The sequence below is a fragment of the Bradyrhizobium sp. STM 3562 genome (assembly GCF_045571435.1).
Classification (GTDB): domain Bacteria; phylum Pseudomonadota; class Alphaproteobacteria; order Rhizobiales; family Xanthobacteraceae; genus Bradyrhizobium.
Genome location: NZ_CP120694.1, coordinates 5,038,271 through 5,051,809, shown reverse-complemented (window position 1 = coordinate 5,051,809; position 13,539 = coordinate 5,038,271). Strand labels below are relative to the sequence as shown.

The following is a 13,539-nucleotide window of genomic DNA, read 5'->3' as shown; positions in this document are numbered from 1 at the left end:
GTCAGCGAGCCTTTCCGGCGCTCTTCTTCGCCGCCGGTTTTGACGCCGGCGCGGGTTTTGCGGCAGATGTCTTGGCTGCCGTCGCCACCGGAGCACGCGCCTTGCTGGTGGCCTCCGGCTTCGGCTTGACCGCAGCCTTCTTCACCGCGACCTTTTTCGCGGGCTTGGCGGCTTCGGTCTCATCCTTGGCGGGTTTGGCCGTCTTGGTCTTTGCGGCCTTGGTCTTGGCCTTGCCGCCACCCTTCGCCGCGCGTTCGTCGATCAGTGCGATCGCCTGTTCGAGCGTGACGCTGTCCTTCTCGAACTCGCTCGGGATGGTGGCGTTGACGCCGCCTGCGGTGACATAGGCACCGTAGCGTCCGCTCTTCACCGCGACGGGCCCGAGGCTCGGATGATCGCCCAGCACCTTGCCGGGATCGGCGCCGAAGCGGCGGCTTGGACCCTTGGCCGCCTTTTCCGCGATCAGGGCGACGGCCCGGTTCAAGCCGATGTCAAAGACTTCGTCCCCGGCTTCCAGGCTCGCATAGGTCTTGTCATGCCGCACGAACGGTCCGAACCGGCCGATGCCGGCCGTGATCGGAAGGCCGGTTTCCGGGTGCTTGCCGATCTCACGCGGAAGCGACAGCAGCTTCAGCGCGAGCTGGAGATCGACGTCGGCGGGATTGGTGCCCTTGGGGATGCCGGCGCGTTTGGGCTTCTCGCCCTCATCATAGTCTTTCTGCTCGCCGAGCTGGATGTAGGGACCAAAGCGCCCCGCCTTGACGGCGACGTCGAGCCCGGTCTCGGGATCCCGGCCGAGCACACGGTCGGCATTGGCTGCCTCGTTGTCGGCGGCGAGCGGACGGGTGTAACGGCACTCCGGATAGTTTGAACAGCCGACGAAGGCGCCGAACTTGCCGGCCTTCAGATGCAGCTTGCCGGTGCCGCAGGTCGGACACTGCCTGGGATCGCCGCCATCGGCGCGCGGCGGATAGATGTGCGGGCCGAGCATCTCATCGAGCGCGGACAGGACCTCGGCAACGCGCAGATCCTTGATATCATCGACGGCGCCGATGAAGTCGCGCCAGAAATCCTTCAGCACCTGCTGCCAGGAGATCTCATTGTTGGAGATGCGGTCGAGCTGCTCTTCGAGGTCGGCCGTGAAGTCATATTCGACATAGCGGCGGAAGAAGTTTTCCAGGAACGCGATGACGACGCGGCCCTTGTCGGCACCATAGAGCCGCTTCTTCTCCAGCCGCACATAACCGCGGTCCTTCAGGACCTGCAGGATCGAGGCATAGGTCGAGGGACGGCCTATGCCGAGCTCTTCCATCCGCTTGACCAGCGAAGCTTCAGAGAAGCGTGGCGGCGGCTCGGTGAAGTGCTGGGTGACGGCAAGGTTTTGCCGCTTCAGGTTTTCGCCTTGGCTCATGGCGGGCAGGCGACGGCTGTCCTCCTCGTCGCCATCGTCGTCGTGGCCTTCCTGATAGAGCGCGAGGAAACCGTCGAACTTGATGACCTGGCCGGTGGCGCGGAGCTCCAGCGCGCGTCCACCCGCCTTCGCCGATATGTCGACGGTGGTGCGCTCGAGCTCGGCCGATTCCATCTGGCTGGCGATGGTGCGTTTCCAGATCAGCTCATAAAGCTTGGCTTGATCGGCATCGAGTTTGCGGCGCATGGCGTCGGGCCTGCGCGACAGGTCGGTCGGACGGATCGCCTCGTGGGCTTCCTGCGCGTTCTTGGCGCGGGTCTGGTACTGGCGCGGACTGTCGGGGACATAGGCATTGCCGTAGTCCTCACCGATCACCTTGCGCGCCTGGGTGATCGCTTCGCCTGCGATCTGCACGCCGTCGGTACGCATATAGGTGATGAGGCCGGTGGTCTCGCCGCCGATATCGATGCCTTCATAAAGGCGCTGGGCGATGCGCATGGTGTGCGCCGGGGCAAAGCCGAGCTTACGGCTTGCTTCCTGCTGCAAAGTCGAGGTGGTGAAGGGGGCCTGGGGATTGCGCCGCGCCGGTTTGGCATCGACCGTCGTGACGGTGAAGGCGGCCGCTTCCAGCGCCTTCTTGAACGCTTCGGCCTCCGCGCCGGAGCCGATGTCGAGCCTTTGAATCTTCTTGCCGTCGGCGCCGACCAGGCGGGCCTCGAAGGCCTCGCCGCGCGGCGTGAGCAAGGTCGCGATCAGCGACCAATATTCCCTGGGCACGAATTTTTCGATCTCGAGCTCGCGGTCGCAGACCAGCCGCAGCGCGACCGACTGCACCCGGCCCGCCGAGCGGGCGCCGGGCAGCTTGCGCCAAAGGACAGGGGAGAGGGTGAAGCCGACCAGATAGTCCAGCGCGCGGCGCGCCATATAGGCGTCAACCAGGGCGCCGTCGATCTGGCGCGGGTTCTTCATGGCCTCGGAGATTGCCTGCTTGGTAATGGCATTGAAGACCACGCGCTCGATCTTCTGATCCTTGAGTGCGCGCTTCTCCTTCAACACCTCCAGCACGTGCCAGGAGATAGCCTCGCCCTCGCGATCAGGGTCGGTTGCCAGGATCAGGCGGTCGGCGCCTTTCAAGGATTTGGCAATATCGTTGAGCCGGCCTGCCGCCTTGGGATCGACCTCCCAAATCATCCTGAAATTATGGTCCGGATCGACCGATCCGTTCTTCGCCGGGAGGTCGCGGACATGGCCGAAGGAGGCCAGAACCTCGTAGGACGAGCCCAAATATTTGTTGATCGTCTTGGCTTTCGCCGGCGACTCCACAATGACGATATTCATGTAATTCCAGTGACTTACGGGAGAATCTAGGGCGGTTCCGTCAAGACTCGAGCCGCCCCCTTTGGGTCCGAACATGGGTGGTGCCGGCCCCTCTGTCAAATCGCCAGGTGTTGAAAGTGGGACGAAGAAAGGGAACTTCACCCCGGATTGGTTGCACAATACCGCCCTAGGGTTGCGCACCATTTGGGTGTATTTTGATGCAAATACACCGAGCGGGATGTAATTGCGTGGCCGGCACTGGACGCAAGCGGAAGCGGGCGACCTCGCGCAGAAACCGCCAATCGGAAAACGATGACCCGCCCGGGGAGGGCGGACCGGACGAGGCTGCCGCTTTCATTGCCGAGACCGTGTCCGAACTTGCCGAACTCGCCCGGCGCCACGAGCTGCATCTGCTCAATCATCTGCTGGCGATGGTGCGGCTTGAGGCAGAGGATCGCTTACGCCGACGGCGGAAGCTGTCTTGAGCGCGCGGCTTACGCGCTCGCCCGGCGACGCTTTGCTGCGGGGCGCGGCTTTAGCGCGATGTCGGCCGGCGTGAGCAAGCGGCCATCCTGGGCGCGCAGCTCGAGCCTTTTCACCGGCCGGCCTTTTTCGCGATCGACCATGATGGTTGCGATGCTTTCGGGGCAGCGGTCGAACTCTTCGCTCCATTGCCGCAAGGCGACCAGGATCGGGAACACGCCACGCCCTTTTTCGGTGAGCACATATTCCTGGTAGGCGCTGCCGTCGGAGGCGGGCGCCATCCTGAGAATGCCTTCCTCGACCAGCATGCGCAGCCGCGCCGTGAGAATGTTCTTGGCCAGCCCCAGGCTCTTTTGAAACTCGCCGAAGCGGCGGCGGCCCAAAAAGGCGTCGCGGATGATGAGCAGCGACCACCAGTCACCAATCACGTCCAGCGATCGCGCGATCGGGCATCCATCGCCTTCCAGGCTCGTCCGTTTCACCATCGCCGCTCGTTCAGATTTTCGTTCGATGATGCATGCATCACCGCTTTGTGTAGTTGCATTATAAAACCAGGCGACCTAGATCGCAAGTCCGGTTTAATTATGAAACCAAACCAGCATGGAGGCACTCGTGAGACTCGCGAACAAGACGGCATTGATTACCGGCGGAAACAGCGGCATCGGCTTTGCGACCGCAAGACTGTTCGTCGCCGAAGGCGCTAAAGTGACCATTACCGGCCGCAACAGGGAGACGCTCGACGCGGCGGCCAACGAACTGGGCGCGAGCGCGCTGGCGGTGGCGGCGGATGCGACCGATAACGCAGCTACCGAGGCAGCGATCAGGCGGGCGGTCGAGACGTTCGGCAAGCTCGACATCCTCTTTGCCAATGCCGGCATTCCCGGCAGCACGCCGCTCGGTGCGACGACCCTGGAAACCTTCGAGACGGTGATCAGGACCAACATCACCTCGGTGTTCTTCACCGTGCAATCGGCGCTGCCATATATGAACGACGGCGCGTCGATCATTCTCAACGGCTCGGTGATCTCCGTGCTTGGCAATCCCGGCTATTCGGCCTACGCCGCGAGCAAGGCCGGTGTGCGCGCGATGGCGCGGGTGATGGCATCAGAACTGTCGCCGCGTGGCATCAGGGTCAACGTGGTGGCGCCTGGCGGTGCGCGGACGCCGATCTGGAATGGCGCGGCCCCGACGCCCGAGGCCTTTGCAGCGCTGGAGCAGCGCATCGCGCGCACGACCCCGCTCGGCAGAATGGCCGAAGCCGATCACATCGCCAAAACCGTGCTGTTCCTGGCCTCCGACGATGCGGCGCATGTGCAGAGTGCGGAAATCTTTGTCGACGGCGGCGCGACGGGTTCGCCTGCGGGGGCGCCGATCTTTCGCGGCTAAAGGCCGGTTCCGTCCTCCCAAACAAAGCGGCCGACGCGTTCTCTCAAGGGAAGGCGTTGGCCACTCGCTTTTTCTTGAACAGTTATTTTCGGCCGCGTTGAACCTTGCGCGCGGCTGCAGATACCTTTCTTGCAAGGCAGGTCATTTTTTTAACAAGTCATTTCTTAAAAAGAATATTGGAGTGCTGTTATGCTTAAAGCACTTGGTTTATCGATTCCCGCAGCGCGCATTTCGGACAAATCCGATAGCTGGCAATCCCAACTCAGCCGTGACGATCTACGAAAGGCTGTACAGTCCGCGCGCAAGCCGTCCTGGAGCAGCGAGCTCATTGCGATCGCGCTCTTCTCCGGCATCGGCCTATTGGTTTGCCTGGTAGCCCTGCTGTTTGGGCAACAGGGCTACTGGTATTGATGCTTCCTCGTTTTGCGCGCGAGTTGCCGCCGCGTGGCGGCGGCTCGGCGGCAGTCGTTCGCTTACGCGGCGTGAAGCTGGGTCGCCGCCTGCAGCGCGCCTGCCAGCGCCTTTTCGCGATGCTCGGGGCCGATCTGAATGCCATCGGCGGAAATGAACTCGAGCTTCGTCACGCCGATGAAGCCGAACACGCCGCGCAAATAGGATTCCAGATGTTCCAATGCCTCGGCCGGTGAGCCCGGACCGTAAAATCCGCCGCGCGAGATGGCGACGATCACGCGCTTGTCGCCTGCCAGTCCTTCCGGCCCCTGCGCGCCATATTTGAAGGTCTTGCCTGCGACCAGGATGCGATCGATCCAGGCCTTGAGCTGGCTCGGGATGGTGAAATTGTACATGGGCGCACCGAGCACGACGATGTCGGCGGCGAGGAACTCCGCCAGCACGGCTGAACTGGTGGCGAGCTCCTGCTGCACGGTCGGATCGGGATTGGGCGCACCCTGGGCCGCCGCGAGCTGCGCTCCGGACAGGTGGGCGAGCGGCGAGGCGGAGAGATCTCGATAGACGATCTCAACGCCAGGTGTCGCCTGGCGCAGCCGATCGACGATCGCGGCGGTCACCTGGCGGCTGACCGAGTGCGGGCCGAGCACGCTGGAATCGATGTGCAGAAGTTTTGTCATAGCAGTCACCCTTTGGTATAAGTTTGTAACCGGCGCTATATGAGTGACCGTCCACAAACGCCGCAAGAACGCACTTTTTTGAAACCCGGGCACATCAGTGAAACCTGCGCACAGCGAATTTCCTGCACCTCCGGCACAACTGGACCATGACAACTGCCGGGGTGTCGCCTCCATCCTTTCGCGTGTCGGCGACAAATGGAGCGTCCTCGTCATCATGATGCTCTTCAATGGGCCCAAGCGCTTCAATGAGATCAAGCGCCTGATCGGCAGCATTTCGCAGCGGATGCTGACCTTGACGCTGCGTGGGCTGGAGCGCGACGGGCTGGTCACGCGCACCGTTTTCCCGACCATTCCGCCGCGAGTCGACTACGAGCTCACAGATCTCGGGCGCGGCCTGAGCAAGCCGGTGATCGCGCTCGGCACATGGGCGATGGATCACATGGAGCAAATCGAGGCCGCGCGCGCCCACTTCGACCAGCGCAACGACACCGCCTGATCAAACGAGCGAGACCAGTCCGCCGCCATGGCGCTCGAGCTTGCCGGCGAGTTCGAGTTCGAGCAGCACCGTGCGCACCATCGACGCGGGCATGTCGGCCATCCGGATCAAATCGTCGATCGAGACCGGCGTCGGCCCGAGCAGCGTGACGACGCGGTCGCGCTCCGCGCTTGGCAGGTTGCTTTCAAGCGGATCGCTGTCCGGTTCATTCGCAGGCAACGCGATCGGCCGCTCCATGATCGGCGCGACGGCCTGAATGATATCGGCCGCTTCCGTGACCAGCGTTGCGCCTTGCTTGATCAGATCATTGGTGCCGGCGGCGCGCGGGTCGAGCGGGGAGCCTGGGACAGCGAAGACCTCGCGGCCCTGTTCGGCTGCCATGCGCGCGGTGATCAGCGAGCCTGAACGCTGGGCGGCCTCGACCACGACCACGCCGAGCCCGGCCCCTGATATCAGCCGGTTGCGGCGAGGAAAGTCCCGCGCCCGCGGCTCATGTCCGAGCGGCATTTCGGAGATGGCCGCGCCTTCTGACGCGAGAATGGCGGCAAGCAGATCCTCGTGCTCGGGCGGATAGATGCGGTCATGCCCGCCCGCCAGCACCGCCACGGTGCCGCTCGCAATGCTGGCGCGATGCGCGGCCTGGTCGACGCCGCGCGCAAGCCCGGAGATGACGACAAAACCGGCGTCGCCGAGTTCGCGCGCCAGCACCTGCGCGAATTTCAATCCCGCGGCGGAGGCGTTGCGGGAGCCGACGATCGCGATCATCGGCCGCATCAGGCTGCTGCTCGCACCGCGCACAGCCAGCAGCGGCGGCGCATCATCGATCGTCGCAAGCCGCGGCGGATAGCCGGCTTCCTCCGGCGCCAGCAGGTCGATGCCGAACTTTCGGCAAGCGCCAAGCTCGGCGCGTGCCTCCTCCTCGCCGCAGATGCGCAACCGACCCGCACCGCCACGACGTGCAAGCTCCGGCAGCTGCCGCAGCGCCTCGCGCGCATTGCCGCAATGCGCAAGCAGCGAGCGAAACGTGCGCGGTCCGACATTTTCGGACCGGATCAGCCGCAGGCGGTCAATCCGCTCGGCATCGGTAAGCTGCAATTGTGAGGTGATGGCGTCCACGCGAAGGTCCCCTGCGCGGCTAACATGAAGCAACCTGCGCGCGTAGGGAAGGGGGTGGAGTACACTCTCTTCATTCGTCATGGACGGGTCAAGCCCGGCCATGACGGAGTTCGGGGTTGCCTGCATCGCGTCAATGCGATTTCTAAGGACCGGCTCGATCACTGAAAGGAGTGTCCGCCATGATCTCCGTTTCCGACCTCAAGCGTCGCATCGATCACGGCGAGTTGTCGCCCGACGCCGCGCTGGCGCAATCATTGGAAGCAATCGAAATTCAGGAAAAAGCGATCGGCGCCTTCGTTCACCGCGCCAAGGCGCCGCGTGCGGCGGGCGCGGGGCCGCTGCGCGGCATCGCTGTCGGCATCAAGGACATCATCGACACCTCCGATCTGCCGACCGAGATGGGCTCATCCATCTACAGGGGATGGCAGCCGCGTGCCGATGCATCTGTGGTGATGATGCTCAAGCGGGCAGGGGCAACGATCGTCGGCAAGACCACGACCACCACGTTCGCCGCGCTCGATCCGACCGCGACCCTTAATCCGCGCAATCACGGCCACACGCCGGGCGGATCGTCCGCGGGCTCGGCGGCGGCGGTGGCGGCCGGCATGATTCCTCTGGCACTGGGCACGCAGACCGCGGGCTCGGTGATCCGGCCCGCCTCGTTCTGCGGCGTTGCCGCGATCAAGCCATCCTATCGGCTGCTGCCGACGGTCGGCGTCAAGTGCTACTCATGGACGCTGGATACGGTCGGGCTGTTCGCGGCCGGCGTTGAGGATCTGGCCCTTGCGTTGTCGGCGATGACCGGCCGACCGGACCTTGCGAGCGATCCTCTGGCAAAGCCGCCGCGGATCGGCGTGGTCACCCAGGATTTCGCGAGCAGCGTGGAAGCGGCGAGCGATGCCGCCTTGCGGATCGCGGCTGCGGCGGCCGAGCGCGCGGGTGCGACCGTTCGCGCGCTCAAGCTCGCCGATGTCGTGGCGGAAGCCTGGCAGATCCAGCCGATCATCCAGGATTTCGAGGCGCATCGTGCACTCGTCTGGGAATACGCCACGCATCATGACGAGATCGCGCCGAAGCTGCGGTCCAAGATGGACGAGACCGCCGGGCTGTCACCATCCGCCCACGCCGAGGCGCTGGAGATCGGCAATCGCGCACGCGCTGCATTTGGCGACGCACTCTCCGATGTCGATGTCGTGCTGACCTATTCCGCGCCGGGCGCCGCGACCAAGGGACTCGCCTCAACCGGCGACCCGCGCTTCAACCGGCTCTGGACCTTGCTGGGTACACCTTGCGTGAACGTACCCGCCGACGTCGCCGACGGTGGTTTGCCGGTGGGCGTGCAGATCGTGGCGCGCTTTGGCGAGGATGCAAAGGCGCTCGCGGCAGCGCGTTTTCTTGAAGGCGCGCTGCGGATTTAGACCAGCTCCGGCTCACGCGAGGGATGCACCGGAGCCGACTCCGGCTTCGCTGGGACCGGCCTTGTTGCCCCCCGCAGCCAGCGGTCAGCGGCGGTTCGTCCGCTCCGGTGCAAGGCCATCACGAAGGCGCGGCCGAGATCAACCGCACTGCGCTGGGCGAGCCCGTCGATCTCGTCCTCCGCTGCGATCCGCGAGATCCGAGGTGCGGTCGCGCCGGCGCTGCGGGCCCATTCGAGTGCGGCGACTTCCGCGTTCAAACTTGCATTCGCGGTGATCTGGTCGAGACGACGATCGATTGCGGCGCCCGTGATCGGCACGTAACTGTCGCGCGACGGCGTGACCTGGACGATCAAGAGCTCGGTCGCGGATGACTCCTGCACCAAGTCGACCAGCGGCGGGTTGGTCGCATAGCCGCCGTCCCAATGCGCATCGCCATCGATCTCGACGGCGCAGTGGACAAGCGGAGGACAGGTCGAGGCCAGCGCCACATCCGCGGTGATCTCGGAATTGCGGAAAATGCGCGCCGCGCCATCGCGAACGCGCGTCGCCCCGATCAGGAGCTTGGGGCAGGACGGGGCGCGCAGTGCTTCGAAATTGACGTGCTTGGCGAGCACCCTGCGCAGCGGGTCAATGTCGAGCGGATCGAACTGGCCCGAGCGCAATGCCGCGCCGAAAGCGACAGAGCTTCCGGCCGGCGAAAATCCGCCGAGCAGCATCAGCGACCGGAACGATGCCTCATCCACCATCCGATTCCAGAATTGCGCTAGGCGCGTCCGTGCGCGCTCACGCCCGCCCTCGACCAGTCCGGACGCCAGCAGCACGGCATTGACGCTGCCTGCGCTGGCGCCGCTGATGGCATCAAAGGCGCAAGCTGGCTCTTCGAGCAGCCGTTCCAGCACGCCCCAGGTGAAGGCCGCAAACGAGCCACCCCCTTGCAGGGCGAGCGACAGTTTTCGCGGCGGCCAGGCTATAGCGTCGGCCAAGCCCGGCATGGCCTCTGGTGTCGACGGCGTCACGCTGACCCTGGCGCTCGCCTGCGACGCCAGTTGAGCTTGTCGAGCCCGCTTTCCAATCGAATTGAAGAAGAAACGCGCTTCCGCCGCAAGCTCGGATGGCCGCGGCCCGTGCACGGTCGCGGGTTTCGCGGGGCCTTGCACGATCTCAGGCGTTTGGGGCGGCTCAGCTTCCACCGTTGCCGCGACGGCTTCCGTCGGCACCGGCGGCGCGCTGTTCGTCGACCAGATGTCTGCGGCGGCCAGCAGCGCGCTGGCGCCGCTCCGGAACTCGCGCGCCTCAGATGGCGTAGTGCTCTGCAAAGTCAGCCCCCGCTGTGCGCCTGATGAATCGTTCTCGTTCATCTTCGGCAACCGTTTGACGCGAACTACCCCGCAGCAAAGATGGCAGGCGAAAGAGAGTCTTGCCAGCGCTGCACATGCGTTGCGAACAGGATTTGCGCGATGTGTTGTAACTTTGCAGCGATAGGCTCGGTTCTCGTTCCGTCATTCCGGGTTTGGTGCTTCGCACCGCCCCGGAAGGACGGAGCGAGGAATGAACTACCGCTTCTCGCCGATTCGTCCCTCGGTGCCGGCCTGCAACCGCTTGATATTCTCGCGATGCATGTAGAACAGCAGCAGCGTCAGCACGGCGAACAACGAGGCCAGCGCCGGATGGCCGAACCACCACAGAAACAGCGGCGTGACAACGCTTGCAACCAGCGCAGAGAGCGAGGAGTAGCGGGTGACGACGGCCGTCGTGAGCCAGATCGCGCAGAATACCACCGCCGCCGGCCAGAACAGCGCCAGCAATACGCCGATATAGACGGCGACGCCCTTGCCGCCGCGAAATTTCAGCCAGACCGGAAACAGATGGCCCAGAAATGCGCCGAGCGCCGCCAGCATGGCCGCGTTCGGTCCGCCGAGTGAGCCCGCGATCATGACCGCGGCCGTGCCCTTCAGCGCGTCGAGCAGCAGCGTGGCGGCAGCCAAGCCCTTGCGGCCGGTGCGCAGGACATTGGTGGCGCCGATGTTGCCGGAACCGATGGAGCGCAGGTCCGCCGTGCCCGCGAGCCGGGTCAGGATCAGCCCGAACGGGATCGAGCCGAAGAGATAGCCGATGAAAAGAGCGATCGGCAGGAAAGCGTCAGGTCCCATTGGAGCGGCTCCCAGCGGGGCTATGCCGCGCTTCAGACATGCTCATATACGGTGCGGCCGCCGACGATGGTGCGTACCACCCGGCCCGAGAACCGGGCTTCATCGAACGGCGTGTTCTTGCATTGCGATTTCAGATCGGCGGGATCGAGCACCCAGGGCGTCTCGGGATCGATCACGATCACGTCGGCGGGCGCGCCCGCGCGCAAGGACCCGCCCGGCAGGCCGAGCAACTCGGCGGGGCGGGTCGACATGGCGCGGATCAGGGTCTTCCAGTCCATGTCGCCATTGTGGATCAGTCGCAGGGCCGCCGGCAACATGGTCTGCAGGCCGACGGCGCCAAAAGCGGCTTCCGCGAAGGGCAGGCGCTTGACCTCGACATCCTGCGGATTGTGGTCGGACATGATGACGTCGATCAGGCCCGACGATACCGCCTGAACCAGGGCCTGCCGGTCGTTTTCAGTGCGCAGCGGCGGGCACAGCTTGAGGAAGGTACGGTAGGGGCCGATGTCGTTCTCGTTCAGCGTGACGTGATTGATCGAGACGGAGGCGCTGACCGGGAGCCCCGCATCGCGGGCGCGCTTCAAGATCTCGAGCGAAGCGATGCAGGAGAGCGATGCGGCGTGATAGCGCCCGCCGGTCAGCGCCACCAGCCGCATGTCGCGCTCCAGCATCACGGCCTCGGCCGCGTCGGGAATGCCCATCAAGCCCAACCTTGCCGCGAACTCGCCTTCGTTCATCACGCCTTCGCCGACGAGATCGGGATCCTCGGTGTGATGCACGATCAGCGCGTCGAAATCACGGGCGTAGGTGAGCGCCCGTCGCATCACCTGCGCGTTGGTGACGCTCTTGTCGCCGTCGCTGAAGGCGACCGCGCCGGCCGCTTTCAACAACCCGATCTCGGTCATCTCCTCGCCGTGCAGACCCTTGGTCAGCGCCGCCATCGGCTGGATGTTGACGATGGCGGTGTCGCGGGCACGGCGCAGCACGAAGTCGACCGTCGCCGAATTGTCGATCACCGGTTCGGTATCGGGCTGGCAGATGATCGTCGTAATGCCGCCGGATGCCGCCGCCTGGCTCGCGGAGGCGAAGGTCTCGCGATGACTGAAGCCGGGCTCGCCGACGAAAGCGCGCATGTCGATCAGGCCGGGGGCGACGATCTTGCCGGTGCAGTTGATAATGTCGGTGCCCTCGGGCACGCCGGCCGCGCCGATGCCGCGCCGCATCTCGCGAACGACGCCGTCGGCGATCAATACATCGGCAAGGCCGTCGAAGTCGCGCGACGGATCGATCACGCGCGCATTGGCGAGCAGGATCGGGCGGCGGTCGGTCAGGATCGGCATTCTCCAGTGTCCCAGTTCTGAACTAGGCGTTCGGCAAGTTGCGGGCGAGCGCTTCCAACACCGCCATGCGTACCGCCACGCCCATTTCGACCTGCTCGCGGATCAACGACTGGGCGCCGTCGGCCACGATGGAGTCGATCTCGACGCCGCGGTTCATCGGCCCCGGATGCATCACCAGCGCATCGGGTTTGGCGTAGGCAAGCTTCTTCTGGTCGAGCCCGAAATAGTGGAAATACTCGCTGGAGGACGGCACGAAGGAGCCGTTCATGCGCTCGCGCTGCAGGCGCAGCATCATGACGATGTCAGCGCCTTCCAGGCCTGCACGCATGTCGCGCGCGACCTCGACGCCCATCCGCTCGATGCCGACCGGCAGCAGCGTGGAGGGCGCGACCACGCGCACCCGCGCGCCCATGGTGTTGAGCAAGAGGATGTTGGAACGCGCCACGCGCGAATGCAGGACATCGCCGCAGATCGCGACCACAAGTCCCTCGATCCGGCCCTTGTTACGGCGGATCGTGAGCGCATCGAGCAGCGCCTGGGTGGGATGCTCATGCGCGCCGTCGCCGGCATTGATCACGGAGCCGTCGACCTTGCGCGCCAGAAGTTCCACCGCGCCCGAGGCGTGATGCCGCACCACCAGGATGTCCGGGTGCATGGCGTTCAGCGTCGCCGCGGTGTCGATCAGGGTTTCCCCCTTGCGCATGGAGGAGGAGGATACCGACATGTTCATCACGTCGGCGCCCAGCCGTTTCCCCGCGATCTCGAAGGAGGATTGGGTGCGGGTCGAGGCCTCGAAGAACAGGTTGATCTGCGTGCGCCCGCGCAAGGACGTGCGCTTCTTGTCGATCTGGCGATTGAGCTCGACATACTCTTCGGAAAGGTCGAGCAGGCCGGTAATATCGGCAGCGGAAAGTCCCTCGATTCCCAGCAAATGCCGGTGGCCGAGGACGAAGGTCGATTTCGATGGCGATGTCATTAAAGCCAGAGCTATAGGCGCGGATGCTTGTGGCCGCAAGTGTGAAAGGTGGCGGGGCGAGTTATCCCCCGGGGAGTGCTGATCCGCTTTCGCCGTCATTCCGGGGCGTCGCGCAGGCGACGAACCCGGAAATCTCGAGATTCCGGGTCTGGTCTTTCGGACCATCCCGGAATGACGGTGCCGTCTGAAGAACCGGGCGAAGCCCCGCCATGATGACATCGAGCCGTGGTGTCATGGCGCGGCAAGGCTTTGTGAACTATGCCAAGGAGTGGTGGCACTTTTCGCTGCCGGGCGCGGGCGGGGCGGCCTATGATTTCCCCCAATTCGCCGCGCCGGCCATGATTCCTTGCGGAGGTAT

13 protein-coding genes and 1 pseudogene are annotated in these 13,539 nt (G+C 64.7%); 6 read left to right on the top strand and 8 right to left on the bottom strand.

What is annotated here, in order from left to right:
* Position 1 precedes the first annotated feature (1 nt).
* Positions 2-2,749, bottom strand: a complete 2,748-nt coding sequence (gene topA / locus P6U23_RS23455) for a type I DNA topoisomerase (protein ID WP_407174931.1) — start codon at positions 2,747-2,749, stop codon at positions 2-4.
* 227 nt (positions 2,750-2,976) lie between these two features.
* Between topA and P6U23_RS23450 the strand changes: the two genes are divergently transcribed.
* Complete coding sequence (locus P6U23_RS23450; protein WP_407174930.1) at positions 2,977-3,213, top strand: hypothetical protein; 237 nt, start codon at positions 2,977-2,979, stop codon at positions 3,211-3,213.
* A 9-nt stretch (positions 3,214-3,222) separates the two neighbouring features.
* Here P6U23_RS23450 and P6U23_RS23445 read toward each other — a convergent pair whose 3' ends face one another.
* Positions 3,223-3,696 (bottom strand): winged helix-turn-helix transcriptional regulator, encoded by a 474-nt coding sequence (locus tag P6U23_RS23445; RefSeq protein WP_407174929.1) that lies wholly within the window; start codon positions 3,694-3,696, stop codon positions 3,223-3,225.
* A gap of 127 nt (positions 3,697-3,823) precedes the next feature.
* Between P6U23_RS23445 and P6U23_RS23440 the strand changes: the two genes are divergently transcribed.
* On the top strand, positions 3,824-4,597 hold the full coding sequence (locus tag P6U23_RS23440; protein ID WP_407174928.1) for an SDR family NAD(P)-dependent oxidoreductase: 774 nt from the start codon (positions 3,824-3,826) through the stop codon (positions 4,595-4,597).
* Between the two features lie 189 nt (positions 4,598-4,786).
* Positions 4,787-5,008, top strand: coding sequence for a hypothetical protein (locus P6U23_RS23435; protein ID WP_407174927.1), 222 nt, complete (start codon positions 4,787-4,789; stop codon positions 5,006-5,008).
* 62 nt (positions 5,009-5,070) lie between these two features.
* On the opposite strand, the gene P6U23_RS23430 is transcribed toward P6U23_RS23435, so the two are convergent.
* Positions 5,071-5,685 (bottom strand): FMN-dependent NADH-azoreductase, encoded by a 615-nt coding sequence (locus P6U23_RS23430; RefSeq protein WP_407174926.1) that lies wholly within the window; start codon positions 5,683-5,685, stop codon positions 5,071-5,073.
* A gap of 97 nt (positions 5,686-5,782) precedes the next feature.
* Between P6U23_RS23430 and P6U23_RS23425 the strand changes: the two genes are divergently transcribed.
* Positions 5,783-6,181 (top strand): winged helix-turn-helix transcriptional regulator, encoded by a 399-nt coding sequence (locus tag P6U23_RS23425; RefSeq protein ID WP_407174925.1) that lies wholly within the window; start codon positions 5,783-5,785, stop codon positions 6,179-6,181.
* On the opposite strand, the gene dprA is transcribed toward P6U23_RS23425, so the two are convergent.
* Positions 6,182-7,297, bottom strand: a complete 1,116-nt coding sequence (gene dprA / locus P6U23_RS23420; protein WP_407174924.1) for a DNA-processing protein DprA — start codon at positions 7,295-7,297, stop codon at positions 6,182-6,184.
* 179 nt (positions 7,298-7,476) lie between these two features.
* Between dprA and P6U23_RS23415 the strand changes: the two genes are divergently transcribed.
* Positions 7,477-8,715, top strand: a complete 1,239-nt coding sequence (locus P6U23_RS23415) for an amidase (RefSeq protein WP_407174923.1) — start codon at positions 7,477-7,479, stop codon at positions 8,713-8,715.
* Here P6U23_RS23415 and P6U23_RS23410 read toward each other — a convergent pair.
* From P6U23_RS23410 to P6U23_RS23395, 4 genes are all read right to left on the bottom strand, one after another.
* On the bottom strand, positions 8,712-10,073 hold the full coding sequence (locus P6U23_RS23410) for a patatin-like phospholipase family protein (RefSeq protein WP_407174922.1): 1,362 nt from the start codon (positions 10,071-10,073) through the stop codon (positions 8,712-8,714). The genes P6U23_RS23415 and P6U23_RS23410 overlap by 4 nt on opposite strands.
* 195 nt (positions 10,074-10,268) lie before the next feature.
* Positions 10,269-10,865: a glycerol-3-phosphate 1-O-acyltransferase PlsY gene (gene plsY / locus P6U23_RS23405; RefSeq protein ID WP_407174921.1), complete on the bottom strand. Its 597-nt coding sequence runs from the start codon at positions 10,863-10,865 to the stop codon at positions 10,269-10,271.
* A 32-nt stretch (positions 10,866-10,897) separates the two neighbouring features.
* Positions 10,898-12,205, bottom strand: coding sequence for a dihydroorotase (locus tag P6U23_RS23400; RefSeq protein ID WP_407174920.1), 1,308 nt, complete (start codon positions 12,203-12,205; stop codon positions 10,898-10,900).
* Positions 12,206-12,227: 22 nt separating this feature from the next.
* The gene (locus P6U23_RS23395) at positions 12,228-13,181 is read right to left on the bottom strand and encodes an aspartate carbamoyltransferase catalytic subunit (protein ID WP_407174919.1); all 954 of its coding nucleotides are present in this window, start codon (positions 13,179-13,181) and stop codon (positions 12,228-12,230) included.
* A 233-nt stretch (positions 13,182-13,414) separates the two neighbouring features.
* Between P6U23_RS23395 and P6U23_RS23390 the strand changes: the two are divergent.
* Positions 13,415-13,501 (top strand): annotated as a pseudogene (locus P6U23_RS23390) (peptidase M15); the annotation flags it as partial.
* Positions 13,502-13,539: the final 38 nt, after the last annotated feature.

Excerpts from the sequence above, each read along its gene's own strand:
- topA (WP_407174931.1), bottom strand. The coding sequence starts at position 2,749 with ATGAATATCGTCATTGTGGAGTCGCCGGCGAAAGCCAAGACGATCAAC.
- P6U23_RS23445 (WP_407174929.1), bottom strand. The coding sequence starts at position 3,696 with ATGGTGAAACGGACGAGCCTGGAAGGCGATGGATGCCCGATCGCGCGA.
- P6U23_RS23435 (WP_407174927.1), top strand. The coding sequence starts at position 4,787 with ATGCTTAAAGCACTTGGTTTATCGATTCCCGCAGCGCGCATTTCGGAC.
- P6U23_RS23430 (WP_407174926.1), bottom strand. The coding sequence starts at position 5,685 with ATGACAAAACTTCTGCACATCGATTCCAGCGTGCTCGGCCCGCACTCG.
- P6U23_RS23415 (WP_407174923.1), top strand. The coding sequence starts at position 7,477 with ATGATCTCCGTTTCCGACCTCAAGCGTCGCATCGATCACGGCGAGTTG.
- P6U23_RS23410 (WP_407174922.1), bottom strand. The coding sequence starts at position 10,073 with ATGAACGAGAACGATTCATCAGGCGCACAGCGGGGGCTGACTTTGCAG.
- plsY (WP_407174921.1), bottom strand. The coding sequence starts at position 10,865 with ATGGGACCTGACGCTTTCCTGCCGATCGCTCTTTTCATCGGCTATCTC.
- P6U23_RS23400 (WP_407174920.1), bottom strand. The coding sequence starts at position 12,205 with ATGCCGATCCTGACCGACCGCCGCCCGATCCTGCTCGCCAATGCGCGC.
- P6U23_RS23395 (WP_407174919.1), bottom strand. The coding sequence starts at position 13,181 with ATGACATCGCCATCGAAATCGACCTTCGTCCTCGGCCACCGGCATTTG.